This window comes from Pseudomonas sp. GW821-FHT03A09 (genome assembly GCF_059421065.1).
This window is the reverse complement of the sequence record NZ_JBWKUX010000013.1, coordinates 108,719-122,811: the sequence shown is the minus strand read 5'-3', so window position 1 is coordinate 122,811 and position 14,093 is coordinate 108,719. Positions and strand designations below refer to the sequence as shown.

Here is a 14,093-nt window from a genome sequence, read left to right as displayed (position 1 = left end):
GTCAGATCGGGCTGTAGATCCGCGGTGCGTTCCGGTGAGGCACGTGGATCAGGTTGAGATGGTGTTTACGTGCCCATTGCACGGTTAATACGGTGGGTGCCGACAAGCTGACCAAGGTGCCCAGCTTGGCCCTGACCGCCTTGTGGATCAGCTCCAGGCTGCAGCGGCTGGTGACTACCGTGAAACCGCTGCGTGCATCGACTTGCGCCTGTTGCATCGCCCCGATCAATTTATCCAGCGCGTTGTGGCGGCCGATGTCTTCACGGCACAGCAGGGCTGAGCCGTCGGCGCCGAAGTGCAGAGCCGCATGCAAGGCGCCAGTGCTTTTCCCCATGACCTGGGCCTCTTCGATGCGCTCACGCAAGCCCTTGAGGTGATGCGCGGGCGGCAGAGGCGCGGGTTGCAGAACGTCCAATTGGGGCAGCGCCTGTTCCAGTGCTTCCACGCCGCACAGCCCGCAACCGCTGGTGCCCGCCATTTGCCGTCGGTGATCCTTCAAGGCCCAGAACGCACGACTGGAGATTTGGACGTCGGCCTGGCATGCCTGGTCAAAATGCGCGAGTTGGATGTCGTAAATCTCGCCCAGGTGGTCGATGATCCCATTGCTGATGCTGAAGCCCCGGATGAAGTCTTCGATGTTGCCGGGTGAAACCATCATCACGGCTTGGCTCAAACCGTTGTAACTGATGGCCAGGGCGATTTCCGCCGCCAGCGCCGCTTGGGACACCTGCGCGCCCTCGTCATAGTCTCGATAAGCGACATTGATTGGCTGTGGTGCCGGTGCATTGGCATCGCTGAGTTCAACGGGCTGTTCGATTCGGCAAATCATAAACAAACCTCCAATACCCTAGACCGCAGCCTTGGCAGCAAACAGTTGCTTGGCGTGCGCAAAACACTTTTCGGCAATGGCCGAGCGTGGCTCGGTCTTGCGCATGACCAGGCCCAGAGGCGCGAGCACGCTGGCATCCGGCAGGTTGATAAACGCCAGGTTCTCGATCGGGCTCTCCAGGCCGCTGTCCAACGGCATGATCGCGCAGCAAAAACCTTCGTGGATCGCCTGGAACAGCTGATACGTCGAATCGCTTTCGAGTATGGGCTGGGGGTCGAGGCCGCGGCTGCGGAAACTCAGGTCAATGGATTTTCGATAGTGCATGCCATTGCTGATCATCCCCAGGGGCAACTCGGCGGCGTCTTCCCAACTCATTTCCGTACCTTCGAAATGGAAGTGGCGCGTGTCGTACAACAGGCCCACACGGGTCTCACCCAGTTCGAAGAACTCCAGGTAGTTGGGGTTCAGGTGTTCCAGGTAGCACACGCCCAAGTCCAGTTGGTTGGTACCCAAGGCTTCGATGATCTTGTCCGAACTCATGGACGACAGGCTGAACTTGAGCTCCGGGAATGAGTGGGACAGGCTCTGGACGTAGCTGATCGGATTGAATCCGCTGAGTGGCACCAGGCCCAGGCGCAAGTTACCCACCAACTGACCGCGACACGCAGCGGCTTCGGCGAACAACCCGTCATGGGCGGCGAGCAAGGTTCTGGCCCAGGCCAGCACGCGCTCACCGGCCTGGGTGAAACCTTCGAAGCGCTGGCCACGAGTGACCAGCTCCAGTCCCAGCTCATCCTCCAGGTTGCGCAAGCGCATCGACAGGGTCGGCTGGGTGATATGACAGCGCGCGGCTGCCTGGCCGAAGTGACGGGTCTGCTCCAGCGCGATCAGGAATTTGAGTTGCTTTATGTCCATCAAGGCACCTGCCTGGGAAGAAGTAAGAGGTCGTTATGCGTGCCAGTGTCTAAAACCCGCAGAGCGAGCGGGTGAGAGGAGCAGACCATCTCATTGTAGGGCCTGCGCGTCCAATCACCTGTATTGAAGGCGTGATCGATTCACTCGATAACCGGCGAATTCAAGGCAGGAAAACCGCTGATAGAAACGCTCGATAACCCGGTCAGCCGTAACGATTAGACAGCCTGTGTTTGCGCGCTTTAGCCTCGGGTAATTGTTTTGATAATGGCCTGCCGGAGAACCCCATGAGCGTAACGTCGGATGCGTTGTTTGTACCGTTGAACATTGCAGTGTTGACCGTCAGTGATACCCGGGAATATGCCAACGATACCTCCGGGCAATTGCTGGTCAGCCGCCTGTTGGAAGCCGGACACAGCCTCAGTGAGCGCAACCTGCTCAAGGATGACCTGTACAAGATCCGCGCGCAGGTCGCGACCTGGATCGCCAGCGAGCAGATTCAAGTGGTGTTGATTACCGGGGGCACCGGCTTCACCGGCCGCGACAGTACGCCCGAAGCGGTGAGCTGCTTGCTGGACAAGCAGATTGACGGTTTTGGTGAGCTGTTCCGTGCGATCTCGATCCTTGATATTGGCACCTCCACGGTGCAGAGCCGTGCCTTGGCCGGGTTGGCCAACGGGACGTTGGTATGCTGCCTGCCGGGCTCGACCGGTGCCTGCCGCACAGCCTGGGAAGGCATTCTTGCCGAGCAGCTCGATGCGCGCCACCGGCCGTGCAATTTCGTACCACATCTCAAGCCGGTGGCACTGTGCGGGACGCGGGGATGAGCCGTTCACCGCTGATGTCAGTGGAAGAGGCGATTGCTTCGCTGCTGGCCATGGCACAGCAGCAACGCCTGCAAGACAGCGAACCGGTCGCCCTGAGTGAGGCGCGGCAACGGGTACTGGCCAATGACCTGGTTGCGACCCTGGACCTGCCGCCGTGGCCGAACAGCGCCATGGATGGCTATGCCCTGAATGTCGACGATTGGCAGGGCCAGCCGCTGACGGTGTCGCAACAGATCTTCGCCGGCGTTGCGCCGCAGGCTCTGCTACCCGGCACCTGCGCGCGAATCTTTACCGGCGCACCGGTGCCCGAGGGCGCCAACTGCGTCGAGATGCAGGAAAACGTCGACGTGCAGGACGATGGCCGTGTGCGATTCACGCAGCCGTTGCGCGTGGGCCAGAATATCCGTCCGCAAGGCCAGGAAAATCGCGCCGGCCAGGTGCTGCTCGCCGCCGGCAAGCGTCTCGGGCCTTTCGAACTGGCCATCGCGGCGGCGCAGGGCTGCACGCATGTGTCGGTGGTACGCCGGCCCCGGGTGGCGCTGCTGTCCACGGGTGACGAACTGGCTGAGCCGGGAACGCCACTCAAACCCGGCTGCATCTACAACAGCAATCGCACCTTGCTCAGCCACTGGTTGAGCGCGCTGGGATGCGACGTCATCGATGGCGGCATTCTTCCCGATCAGCCACAACGCACACGCCTCAAACTGGAACAGTTGCAACACGCCGCCGACCTGATCCTGACCACTGGCGGTGTCTCTGCCGGCGATGCCGATTGCCTTGGCCAGGTACTGCGTGAATGCGGCAAACCGCTGTTCTGGAAACTCTCGATCAAGCCAGGCAAACCCCTGACCGTGGGCTACTTTGGCAGCGTGCCGGTCATCGGCCTGCCGGGTAACCCGACCTCGGCATTGGTGACGTTCGGCCTGCTGGCGCGGGCTTACCTGTTGCGTATCCAGGGCGTCGAAGATGTCACGCCCCTGAGCTTTGCGGTGAGCGTAGGTTTTGACTGGCCGAAAGCCGGCAATCGCCGCGAGTACCTGCGGGCCAGGCTGGAGCAGGGAAGGGCGGTGTTGTATCCGAACCAGAGTTCAGGTGTGCTGCTGGGCGCCTCGTGGGCGGATGGACTGGTGGAAATCCCCGAGGGCTGCACCCTGCAAGCCGGTGAGATGGCACGGTTCATTCCCTTCAGCGATTTGTTCTGAGACCTCTAGCGTCCCAGCGCTTGGCCGCCTGCCGATCACTTTCCCTGCCGTCTACCCAGCGCTCACCGGCCGGCGTCTGTTCGCGCTTCCAGAAGGGCGCGCGGGTCTTCAGGTAGTCCATCAGGAACGCGCAGGCATCGAAGGCGGCCTGTCGGTGTTCGCTGGCGACGCCGACAAACACGATGGGCTCACCCACCTTCAACACCCCCACGCGGTGGATGAGGGTCACCCGCCGCAAGGGCCAGCGTGCCTGGGCCTGGTCGACGATCCGTTGCAAGGAGCGCTCGGTCATCCCCGGGTAATGCTCCAGGAATAGCTCGCTGACCTGATCCCCTTGGTTGATATCGCGCACATACCCCACGAACGTGGCCACGGCGCCCACGCCCGGGTCTTCGGCGTGGACGCTGCGGGTCATTTCACCCACGTCAAATAGCTCGGCCTGGACCTGAATCGACATGGCTCAACCTCCGGTCACTGGAGGGAAGAACGCGATTTCATCGAAGTCTTCTATCACGGCGGCGGGTGTACACAGCTCGTGGTTCAGCGCGCACATGAGGCTATTTTCTCCAAGCACTTGCTGCCAGATCGGCCCTCTGGCGCACAGATGCAGTCTCACGTCCTCAATCGTGCGCAACGAGCCGTCCAGCGCTATTTTTTCGCCGCCGACACCCAGTTGGTCCCGATAGCGCGCAAAGTAGCTGACCAGAATCATTGGGCGTCTCCGGCGACAAAGGAGCCTGACTTCCCACCCTGCTTTTTGAGCAACTGGATCTGGTCGATGACCATTCCGCGGTCCACGGCCTTGCACATGTCATAAATCGTCAAGGCCGCCACGCTGGCGGCGGTCAGGGCCTCCAGTTCGACGCCGGTCTGGCCGTTGAGCCGGCAGGTGCTGACGATCCGGACGCGGTCGGGCTCCACAGCGCTCAATTCGAGGTGAATCGAGCTGAGCATCAGCGGGTGGCAGAGCGGGATCAGTTCGTGGGTTTTCTTTGCCGCCATGATTCCGGCAATACGGGCGACCGCAAACACGTCGCCCTTGGGATGCCCATTGTGTTGGATCAGCTTCAGTGTGGACGGCTGCATGCGCACCCATGCCTGGGCTTGTGCTTCGCGGGTGGTTGCGGCCTTGTCCGTGACGTCGACCATGTTGGCCCGGCCGGCGGCGTCCAGATGCGTGAGAGAGTTGGGGCGTTCGTTCATGGGTAACCTCGGATCAATTCAAGAGAAAACCGGCACGACTAGCCGCCGGTCATGTTCATGAAGCGGACAACCTGCACGTCATCGTTGAGTTCGAAGTTGTGCCGATACGGTTTGATTTTCATCGCTTCGATAATGGCGCTCTCCAGGCGTTTCGGTTCACCCGGATAACGGCGCAGGACGTCCTTGAGATCGACCGAATGCTCGTTGCCCAGGCACAGCAGCAGCCGGCCTTCAACGGTCAGCCGCACGCGGTTGCACGTGCCGCAGAAGTTGTGGCTGTGCGGGGAAATGAAGCCCAGGCGGATATGCGGTGCCTCGGCCAGGCGCCAGTAACGTGAGGGGCCTTGGGTCGACTCTGCGGAGTCGATCAGCGTGTAGCGTTCGGCGATACGCTCGCGCACTTGTGCGCTGGAATAGAACGCTTCGGCACGGCTGTGCTCGCTGATGACGCCCAGGGGCATTTCTTCGATAAAGGAAATATCCAGCCCGCGGTCGATAGCGAACGCCACTAGGTCGTTGATTTCGTGATCGTTGCGCCCTTTCATCACCACGCAATTGAGTTTGGTGCGTTGAAAACCGGCGGCGTTCGCAGCGTCGATGCCGGCGATGACGTTGGCCAGGTCGCCGGTGCGCGTCAGTTCACGAAAGCGCTGGGGGTCAAGACTGTCGAGGCTGATGTTCAGGCGCTTGAGCCCGGCCTCGAACAGCGGCACGGCCAGCTTGCCCAGTTGCGAGCCGTTGGTGGTCATGCACAACTCGCGCAGGCCAGGGAGTGCGGCGATGCGCTTGCACAGTTCAACCACGCCTGGGCGAATCAATGGCTCACCGCCGGTCAGGCGGATTTTTCGAGTGCCCAGCCCCACAAAACTTTCAGCCAGTTGATAAAGCTCTTCCAGCGTCAGGATGCGCTGGCGGGGCAGGAACTCCATGTCTTCGGCCATGCAATAGACACAACGGAAGTCGCAGCGGTCGGTCACCGACATTCTGAGGTAGTCGACCCGGCGAGAAAAACTATCCAGCAAAATCTGGTCGGTCATTAAAACCTCCGGCAGCGACTCAGTGAGTGTCTTCATGGCGCTGGTTTTTAGGCAGGCAATAGAAGTAATTGCCTTGTTTAAGTGGAGGCTAAAGTTGTTTTTTATCGCCGTCTAATCACTATTAATTAACGGATGATCGACGAGATCTATGACGGTTTAATTAGGTCTTTTAGTTGTGTTTTTATTTTTATATTGTTGAAAATTAAGAATAATTTTCTTGATAGATCATTTCGATGGCTTGGTCATTATTTGTGATTAGACAGGCTGTTTGCGCCCGGAATAGTCTGAAAGCGTAACCCGATAGTAAGCCCGTGAAACGGGTCGGCGCGACGCCTATTCAGTGAGCTTTAAATAGGTTCGCGTTTTACGACGCCTGAAAAACAATCACCAATAACGGCTTTAAGTTAGGCCGCCGCCTACGTGTGAAGTCTGGAGAAGAACTATGAGCGAAGTTGAGCGTTATAAACCGTACAAGGGGGCGGCCGCTGGTTGGGGCGCGCTGATTGCGGTGACGAAAAACTGGCTGGGCAGTGAAAACGCGTTCAAGAACATCCGCGCGATGCTCAAGACCAACCAGAATGGCGGCTTCGACTGCCCGGGTTGTGCGTGGGGCGAGTCGCCGGAAAACGGCATGGTCAAGTTCTGCGAAAACGGCGCCAAGGCGGTTAACTGGGAAGCCACCGGGCGCCTGGTCAACCCGGCGTTCTTCAATAAATACACGGTGTCGTCACTGGCGGCGCAAAGTGACTATTGGCTCGAATTCCAAGGGCGCCTGACTCACCCGATGCGTTACGACGACTCGCTGGATCGTTATGTCGAAACCAGTTGGGACGACGCCTTTGCCCTGATCGCCAAGCACCTGAACGAGCTGGAGTCACCGGATCAGGCGGAGTTCTATACCTCGGGCCGGGCCAGTAACGAAGCGGCTTATCTGTATCAGTTGTTCGTTCGCGCCTATGGCACCAACAACTTTCCCGACTGCTCGAACATGTGCCACGAAGCGAGCGGCCTGGGCATGGACGACAGCGTCGGCGTGGGTAAAGGCACGGTGACGTTTGATGACCTGGAAGAAGCCGATGCGATTTTCGTGATCGGGCAGAACCCAGGCACCAACCACCCACGCATGCTCGAACCGCTGCGCGAGGCGGTGAAGCGCGGCGCCCAGGTGATCTGTTTCAACCCGCTCAAGGAACGTGGACTGGAACGTTTCCAGCATCCGCAGCACCCACTGGAGATGCTCACCAACGGTTCCGAACCGACCTCGTCGGCGTACTTTCGCCCGGCACTGGGCGGCGACATGGCGGCCTTTCGTGGTATCGCCAAGTTCTTGCTGAAATGGGAGCGTGAAGCCCTGGAAAACAATGGCGAGGCCGTATTCGACCGTGCATTCATTGCCGAACACACCTCGGGCCTCGAGCGCTACCTGGCGGAAGTCGACGCCACCTCGTGGGAACACATTGTCGAGCAATCCGGCCTGAGCCTTGAAGACATCGAACTCGCCGCGCGCATGTATCGCCGCGCCAAGCGGGTGATCATGTGCTGGGCCATGGGGGTGACCCAGCACGCGCATTCGGTCGTGACCGTGCAGGAAATCATCAACGTGCAATTGCTGCGCGGCAACATCGGCCGGCCGGGCGCGGGGCTGTCGCCGGTGCGCGGGCACAGTAACGTGCAAGGCGACCGCACCATGGGCATCAACGAACTGGCCCCACCGGAGCTGATCAATGCGCTGGAGGCACGCTTTGATTTCAAGGTGCCGCGCCGCCACGGCCACAACACGGTGATGGCGATTGCCGCCATGGAGGAAGGGCGCTCCAAAGTCTTCATCGGCCTGGGCGGCAACTTCGCACAGGCGACGCCAGACAGCCCGCGCACCCATGCGGCCTTGCGCAACTGCGACCTGACCGTGCATATCGCCACCAAGCTCAACCGCAGCCATTTGGTGACGGGCCGCGAAGCCTTGATCCTGCCGTGCCTGGGTCGTACCGATATCGATATGCAGGAAGAAGGCCCGCAAGGCGTGACGGTGGAAGACACCTTCAGCATGGTGCACATCTCCCACGGGCAACTGAAACCCAAGTCGCCCTTGATGCGCTCGGAACCGGCAATCATCGCCGGGATCGCCAACGCGACCCTGGGCAAACATCCGATTGACTGGTTGTGGGCGGTGGCCGACTACAGTCGTATCCGCGACTTGATTGCCGACACCATTCCCGGCTTCAAGGACTTCAACCAGAAGCTTCTGCACCCGGGCGGCTTCCACCTAGGCAACAACGCCGCGCATCGCATCTGGAAAACCGACAGTGGCAAAGCCCAGTTCGCCCCGAGCGTGTTGCCCGCGCACCTGGTCAGCGAAGGCGTGCGCAACCTTGACGTCAAACCGGACCTGATCCTGCAGACCATGCGCTCCCACGACCAATACAACACGACGTTGTACGGGCTCGATGACCGCTATCGCGGGGTTTATGGCATGCGCGACGTGGTGTTCGTCAATGAGCAGGACATTCGCCAGCTGGGCTACGAGCCAGGGCAGAAGGTAGACATGGTCTCGCTGTGGGGCGATGGGCGCGAGCGTCGGGTCAGCGGTTTTACCTTGATTGCCTACGACATCCCGCGTGGCCAGGCCGCCGCCTATTACCCGGAGACCAACCCGCTGGTGCCGCTGGAAAGCTATGGCGACCGCACCTATACCCCGACGTCGAAGTTCATCGCCATTCGGCTTGAGCCTGCGCCGGCCAGCAACCTGATTCAGTCCCTCGGCGCTTGAGCTGGACCGGGGCGGCTCAAGCGCCGCCTCGGGTTCTGCTGATCGCTGGGCATCTGTTCGCTGCGGGCCGCAAGGCTCAATGAGGGTATCGTCATGTTAAATCCTGGAGCGCTCGACCTGGCGCGCATTCAATTTGCGTTCACGGTCTCGTTTCACATCATCTTTCCCGCCATCACCATCGGCCTGGCCAGCTTCCTGGCCGTGCTGGAAGGTCTATGGCTGAAAACCAACAACTCGGTCTACAAGGACCTGTACCACTTCTGGTCGAAAATCTTCGCGGTCAACTTCGGCATGGGCGTGGTCTCGGGCCTGGTCATGGCGTACGAGTTCGGCACCAACTGGAGCCGGTTCTCGGATTTCGCCGGGAGTATCACCGGGCCTTTGCTTACCTATGAAGTGCTGACGGCGTTCTTCCTCGAGGCGGGTTTCCTGGGCGTCATGCTGTTTGGCTGGAACCGGGTAGGGCGTGGGTTGCACTTCTTTTCCACGGTCATGGTTGCCATCGGCACGCTGATTTCCACGTTCTGGATTCTGGCCTCCAATAGCTGGATGCAGACACCGCAAGGCTTTTCCATCGTGGATGGCCGAGTGATGCCGCTGGATTGGTTAGCCATCGTCTTCAACCCGTCGTTCCCGTTCCGTCTGATGCACATGGCAATCGCTGCCTTTGTTGCCACGGCGTTCTTTGTCGGGTCTTCGGCGGCCTGGCATTTGCTGCGCAAGAACGACACGCCGGCGGTGCGAAAAATGCTGTCGATGGCAATGTGGATGGCGTTGATCGTGGCGCCGATCCAGGCAGTGGTCGGTGACGCTCATGGCCTGAACACCCTGGAGCACCAACCGGCGAAAATTGCCGCGATTGAGGGGCATTGGGAAAACGTCGGTAACGAGGCGACGCCGTTGGTGTTGTTCGGGATCCCCGATATGGACGCCGAAAAGACGCGTTATGCGATCGAGGTGCCGTACTTGGGCAGTCTCATTCTCACCCATAGCCTGGACAAACAAATCCCGGCGCTCAAGAGTTTTCCCAAAGAGGATCGGCCGAACTCGACCATCATTTTCTTCAGCTTCCGGATCATGGCAGGGCTGGGGATGTTGATGATCTTCACCGGATTGCTCGCGTTTGCTTTGCGACGTAATGGCGCGCTGTATCGCAACCGCCTGTTCCTGCGCCTGGTGTTGTTCATGGCGCCAACGGGCCTGATCGCGATGCTGGCCGGGTGGATCACCACCGAGGTCGGTCGCCAGCCGTGGGTGGTCTACGGGCTGATGCGCACCGCCGACGCGGCGTCCAATCATTCCGTCACGCAGCTGAGCATCTCCCTGGCGCTATTCGTAGTGATCTACTTCTCGGTGTTCGCCGTGGGTATCGGCTACATGATGAAGCTGGTGCGCAAGGGCCCGCAGCCCCATCACGACCACCCGCCTCAGGGCGGCCCCGGCCAGGAACGCACACCACGCCGTCCCCTGTCCGCTGTCACCGAGACGCTGGCGTCCGGCGACCACACCAACTGATCAAGGGGATTGCACATGGGCATTCAAGGCATAGACCTGTCGTTGATATGGGGCGTGATCATTGCCTTCGGGGTGATGATGTACGTGATCATGGATGGCTTCGACCTGGGGTTGGGCATCCTGTTTCCGTTGATCCCGGACGAGCAGGAGCGCGACGTGATGATGAACACCGTGGCGCCGGTGTGGGATGGCAACGAGACCTGGCTGATCCTCGGTGGGGCAGCGTTGTACGGTGCGTTTCCACTGGCCTATTCGGTGATCCTGGAGGCGCTGTACCTGCCGCTGATCTTCATGCTGGCGGGGCTGATCTTTCGCGGCGTGGCGTTTGAGTTTCGCTTCAAGGCCAGCCCGCAGAAGCGGCACATCTGGGACATGGCGTTCATCGGCGGCTCGTTCCTGGCGACCTTTTGCCAGGGCGTGGTGATCGGCACCTACATTGCCGGCATCCCGGTACTGAATCGCCAGTTTGCCGGTGGCACGCTGGACTGGCTGTCACCGTTCCCATTGTTCTGCGGCGTCGGGTTGGTGGTGGCGTACGCGTTGCTGGGCAGCACCTGGTTGCTGGTCAAGACCGAAGGCATGCTCGAATCGCGGATGCGTCTGTTCAGCCGCTATTTGGCGTTCGTCCTGATGGCAGTGGTGGCCGTGCTCTGCGTGTGGACACCGTGGCTGCATCCGGAAATCGCCACGCGCTGGTTCTCCCATGCGCACATCGTGGTCTTCGGTGGGCTGATGCTGCTGGGCGTACTCGCGCTGGTCGGGTTGCTGAAGACGTTGCGTCAACATCACTCCCACTGGCCGTTCGTATTCACCCTGGTGCTGGTCTTCCTGGGCTACATCGGCCTGGCCTTCAGCATCTGGCCGAACATCGTGCCGCCGTCCATCAGCCTGTGGGACGCCGCATCGCCACCGTCCAGCCAGCTGTTCATCCTGATCGGCACCCTGTTCATCCTGCCGATCATCCTGATGTACACCTGCTGGAGCTACTACGTATTCCGCGGAAAAGTGAGGATTGGCGATGGCTACCACTGAGACGGAAAAACCGAGGCCACACCAGCCGGGGCCCTGGTACCAGCGGGTGTTTTGGCTGATCGCTATTTGGTTCGCCAGCGTGATCGCACTCGGCATCGTGGCCAGCGGTTTGCGCTGGGTGATGCACATGGCCGGCATGACCAGCCATTGAGGGCGTAACCCCATGAACGTCCGGCGCCGAAGACGGCGCCGGATCTAGGAGGCACATATGTCGGCACGCATTGATAAGACCCATCCTGTTGAATACAAGACGAAGAAAGGTGTCGTGGTACAGATCGGTTTCAGCTGGAGCCCACCGCTCGACGTTCCGGTGGGTGCAACGTTGACGTTGACAGGTGCAACGCCCCTTACGGTGTATGTGGAGGGGGATCATTGGGAGAGTTATGAGCAGGCGTTTCAAGAGACGCAGGAAGCGGCGGAGCATTGGGTAAACTTTTTGCCTTGATGAAGTGTTTCCGTGAGGTTGGCGGAGGGCTTTTACTGAATCGCAGGCACAAAAAAAGACGTCCTTGGACGTCTTTTTTTGTTGAAGTGGTGGGCCGTTCCGCCTGCAAGGGTTCCGTTCAAAATCCCATCCCTTAACGTCTTTTCCGCTAGGTTTCGTGATGACGGAGATTGAGCTTATATCTCAGGAAAAGCTGCTTTAGGGGCTATCGTAGATTTCAATTTTTTCTCGCTAGCAGGCTTGTTTTTGGGTCTTGGATCCAATATATGGTTCGACAGCCTGGCTCTGTCAAGTTGCCCTGAAGGCAGGTCCTTAGCACGGTGTCGGAACTCCTTCGGCGCCCCATTATTCTCTGAGGCGGGCGCCCCTACAGCGGCTGAGAGAGGGTTGAGCGACCCTTTTTTGTTGAGCTTTGCTGGTACTCTTTCGTTGCAGTTACTCTTGTCTTGTCGAAATAAATCACCAAAAAAATCATGATTTTTAGTTTTTAATATTGGTTTTTATGGAGTTATTAATAAAATTCGCAATTGGTTTTTATCGGTTTCGTTTAGTGTTTGATCTAACGAGCGAGAGTGAACGGCCACTTCGGCTGCCCACTCTCGTAACTGTCGAAAAAAGGAGAAGCCGTCATGATGCTCAAGGATCCGTCCAGCAAATATCGCCATTTCAATACCGTGGACTTGCCCGACCGCCAATGGCCCGGCAACGTGCAAGCGCTAGCTCCCACTTGGTGCAGCGTCGATATGCGCGACGGTAACCAAGCCTTGATAGAGCCGATGAATGCCGAGCGCAAACGCCGTTTTTTCGATTTGCTGGTCAAGGTGGGCTTCAAGGAAATTGAGGTGGGTTTTCCGGCCGCTTCCCAGACCGATTTTGACTATGTACGCGAGCTGATCGACAGCGGCTCGATTCCTGACGATGTCACGATTCAAGTGATGACGCAGGCGCGCAGCCATCTGATCGAGCGCACTTTCGAGGCGCTGAAGGGCGCTCCACGGGCGATTGTGCATGTATATAACGCCACCGCTCCGGTGTTCCGCGATGTTGTCTTTGGTGTGGATCGTGCCGGCTGTATCGAGATCGCCACCCAAGCAACACGCGAGATCAAGCGCCACATGGAGAACAATCCCGGGACGCAGTGGACATTCCAGTATTCCCCGGAAACCTTTTGCTTCACCGAGCTGGAGTTTGCGCTGGAGGTCTGTGAGGCGGTGACGGATGCGTTCGGGCCGACCCCGTCCAACAAAATGATCCTGAACCTGCCGACAACGGTGGAAGTCTCCACCGCCAATGTGTTCGCCGACCAGATCGAATGGTTCTGCCGGCATTTCAGCCGCCGGGACAGCGTGGTCATCAGCGTCCATCCCCATAACGACCGCGGCACCGGCGTTGCTACTGCGGAGCAGGCATGCCTGGCAGGTGCTGAGCGTGTCGAGGGCACGTTGTTCGGTAACGGTGAGCGAACCGGCAATGTGGATATCCTGACGCTGGCGATGAACCTCTACACCAGTGGCATTGATCCTCGGCTGGATTTCTCGGACATCATCCATGTCCAGCGTGAGGTGGAGTTCTGCAATCAGTTGCCGACCCATCCTCGTCACCCATACGCCGGCGAGTTGGTGTTCACTGCCTTCTCCGGTTCGCACCAGGACGCGATCAAGAAAGGCTTTGCGGCACGCCAGGCCAACCCGAACGGTATGTGGGAAGTGCCGTACCTGCCAATCGACCCTGCCGATATGGGCCGCAGCTATGAAGCGGTGATCCGCGTCAACAGCCAGTCGGGCAAAGGTGGCGTGGCGTATTTGCTGGAGCAGCATGGCATCGTGATGCCGCGTCGCTTGCAGATGGAATTCAGCAGCTTGGTCCAACAGGAAGCGGATGGCTCCGGTCAGGAAATCAGCGGGGAGATGATCCTTGCCTGCTTTACCCGGCATTACCTGGAACAGGGCAAGCCTTACGCGCTGCGGATGCCAAAACTGGTCAGCGAGGGGGATGTGACCTATCTGGAAGCCACCCTTGAACACGGTGCGCAGCACATCGACTTGAGCGGTGAGGGCAACGGCCCATTGGCGGCGCTGGTCGATGCCTTTGTCCAGCGAGGCATTCACTTCGATATCGCTGATTACCACGAGCATGCCACCCGTGATGGGGCCCAGGCTGAAGCTCTGGCTTATGTGGAAATCCGCGTGGGCAATCAGTTGCTGTTCGGTGCCGCCCGCGATGGCAGCAGCTTGCTGGCTTCTCTCAAGGCGGTGACCAGTGCTGTCAACCGCGCATCGCGCCTGGGCCTGCTCAGCGTGGTGAGTGTTGCGGTGCCTTCCTGA

The 14,093-nt window shown here is 59.4% G+C and carries 14 protein-coding genes; 8 read left to right on the top strand and 6 right to left on the bottom strand.

Features of this window, described 5'->3' with window-relative positions; genetic code table 11:
- Nucleotide 1: 1 nt before the first annotated feature.
- Together fdhD and AC07V4_RS21765 are read right to left on the bottom strand one after the other, a co-directional pair.
- Nucleotides 2-829 carry a formate dehydrogenase accessory sulfurtransferase FdhD gene (fdhD, locus tag AC07V4_RS21770; protein ID WP_492638180.1) on the bottom strand — a complete coding sequence of 276 codons (828 nt, stop codon included), beginning with the start codon at nucleotides 827-829 and terminating at the stop codon, nucleotides 2-4.
- 18 nt (nucleotides 830-847) lie between these two features.
- The gene (locus AC07V4_RS21765; RefSeq protein ID WP_492638179.1) at nucleotides 848-1,744 is read right to left on the bottom strand and encodes a LysR family transcriptional regulator; all 897 of its coding nucleotides are present in this window, start codon (nucleotides 1,742-1,744) and stop codon (nucleotides 848-850) included.
- A 284-nt stretch (nucleotides 1,745-2,028) separates the two neighbouring features.
- Between AC07V4_RS21765 and moaB the strand changes: the two genes are divergently transcribed.
- Nucleotides 2,029-2,568, top strand: a complete 540-nt coding sequence (gene moaB / locus AC07V4_RS21760) for a molybdenum cofactor biosynthesis protein B (RefSeq protein ID WP_492638178.1) — start codon at nucleotides 2,029-2,031, stop codon at nucleotides 2,566-2,568.
- A complete protein-coding gene (locus AC07V4_RS21755) occupies nucleotides 2,565-3,770 on the top strand; it encodes a molybdopterin molybdotransferase MoeA (protein WP_492638177.1) in 1,206 nt (401 codons plus the stop codon). Before moaB ends, AC07V4_RS21755 begins: the two co-directional genes overlap by 4 nt.
- Here AC07V4_RS21755 and moaE read toward each other — a convergent pair.
- From moaE to moaA, 4 genes are read right to left on the bottom strand one after another with little or no spacing between them, the layout of a single operon-like run.
- The gene (moaE, locus tag AC07V4_RS21750) at nucleotides 3,754-4,227 is read right to left on the bottom strand and encodes a molybdopterin synthase catalytic subunit MoaE (RefSeq protein WP_492638176.1); all 474 of its coding nucleotides are present in this window, start codon (nucleotides 4,225-4,227) and stop codon (nucleotides 3,754-3,756) included. The genes AC07V4_RS21755 and moaE overlap by 17 nt on opposite strands.
- Before the next feature lie 3 nt (nucleotides 4,228-4,230).
- On the bottom strand, nucleotides 4,231-4,482 hold the full coding sequence (moaD, locus tag AC07V4_RS21745) for a molybdopterin converting factor subunit 1 (protein WP_492638175.1): 252 nt from the start codon (nucleotides 4,480-4,482) through the stop codon (nucleotides 4,231-4,233).
- Nucleotides 4,479-4,973: a cyclic pyranopterin monophosphate synthase MoaC gene (moaC, locus tag AC07V4_RS21740; protein WP_492638174.1), complete on the bottom strand. Its 495-nt coding sequence runs from the start codon at nucleotides 4,971-4,973 to the stop codon at nucleotides 4,479-4,481. Before moaC ends, moaD begins: the two co-directional genes overlap by 4 nt.
- A gap of 38 nt (nucleotides 4,974-5,011) precedes the next feature.
- On the bottom strand, nucleotides 5,012-6,010 hold the full coding sequence (moaA, locus tag AC07V4_RS21735; protein ID WP_492638173.1) for a GTP 3',8-cyclase MoaA: 999 nt from the start codon (nucleotides 6,008-6,010) through the stop codon (nucleotides 5,012-5,014).
- A gap of 442 nt (nucleotides 6,011-6,452) precedes the next feature.
- Here moaA and AC07V4_RS21730 point away from each other — a divergent pair, with 442 nt between their 5' ends.
- The 6 genes from AC07V4_RS21730 (at nucleotide 6,453) to leuA (ending at nucleotide 14,093) form a co-directional block, all read left to right on the top strand.
- Nucleotides 6,453-8,777: an FdhF/YdeP family oxidoreductase gene (locus tag AC07V4_RS21730; protein WP_492638172.1), complete on the top strand. Its 2,325-nt coding sequence runs from the start codon at nucleotides 6,453-6,455 to the stop codon at nucleotides 8,775-8,777.
- 93 nt (nucleotides 8,778-8,870) lie between these two features.
- Nucleotides 8,871-10,292: a cytochrome ubiquinol oxidase subunit I gene (locus tag AC07V4_RS21725; RefSeq protein WP_492638171.1), complete on the top strand. Its 1,422-nt coding sequence runs from the start codon at nucleotides 8,871-8,873 to the stop codon at nucleotides 10,290-10,292.
- A gap of 15 nt (nucleotides 10,293-10,307) precedes the next feature.
- A complete protein-coding gene (cydB, locus tag AC07V4_RS21720) occupies nucleotides 10,308-11,324 on the top strand; it encodes a cytochrome d ubiquinol oxidase subunit II (protein WP_431753139.1) in 1,017 nt (338 codons plus the stop codon).
- The gene (locus AC07V4_RS21715) at nucleotides 11,311-11,475 is read left to right on the top strand and encodes a DUF2474 domain-containing protein (RefSeq protein WP_492638170.1); all 165 of its coding nucleotides are present in this window, start codon (nucleotides 11,311-11,313) and stop codon (nucleotides 11,473-11,475) included. The genes cydB and AC07V4_RS21715 overlap by 14 nt, the downstream gene beginning before the upstream one ends.
- A gap of 57 nt (nucleotides 11,476-11,532) precedes the next feature.
- Nucleotides 11,533-11,769, top strand: a complete 237-nt coding sequence (locus AC07V4_RS21710) for a hypothetical protein (RefSeq protein ID WP_492638169.1) — start codon at nucleotides 11,533-11,535, stop codon at nucleotides 11,767-11,769.
- 629 nt (nucleotides 11,770-12,398) lie between these two features.
- Nucleotides 12,399-14,093: a 2-isopropylmalate synthase gene (leuA, locus tag AC07V4_RS21705; protein WP_492638168.1), complete on the top strand. Its 1,695-nt coding sequence runs from the start codon at nucleotides 12,399-12,401 to the stop codon at nucleotides 14,091-14,093.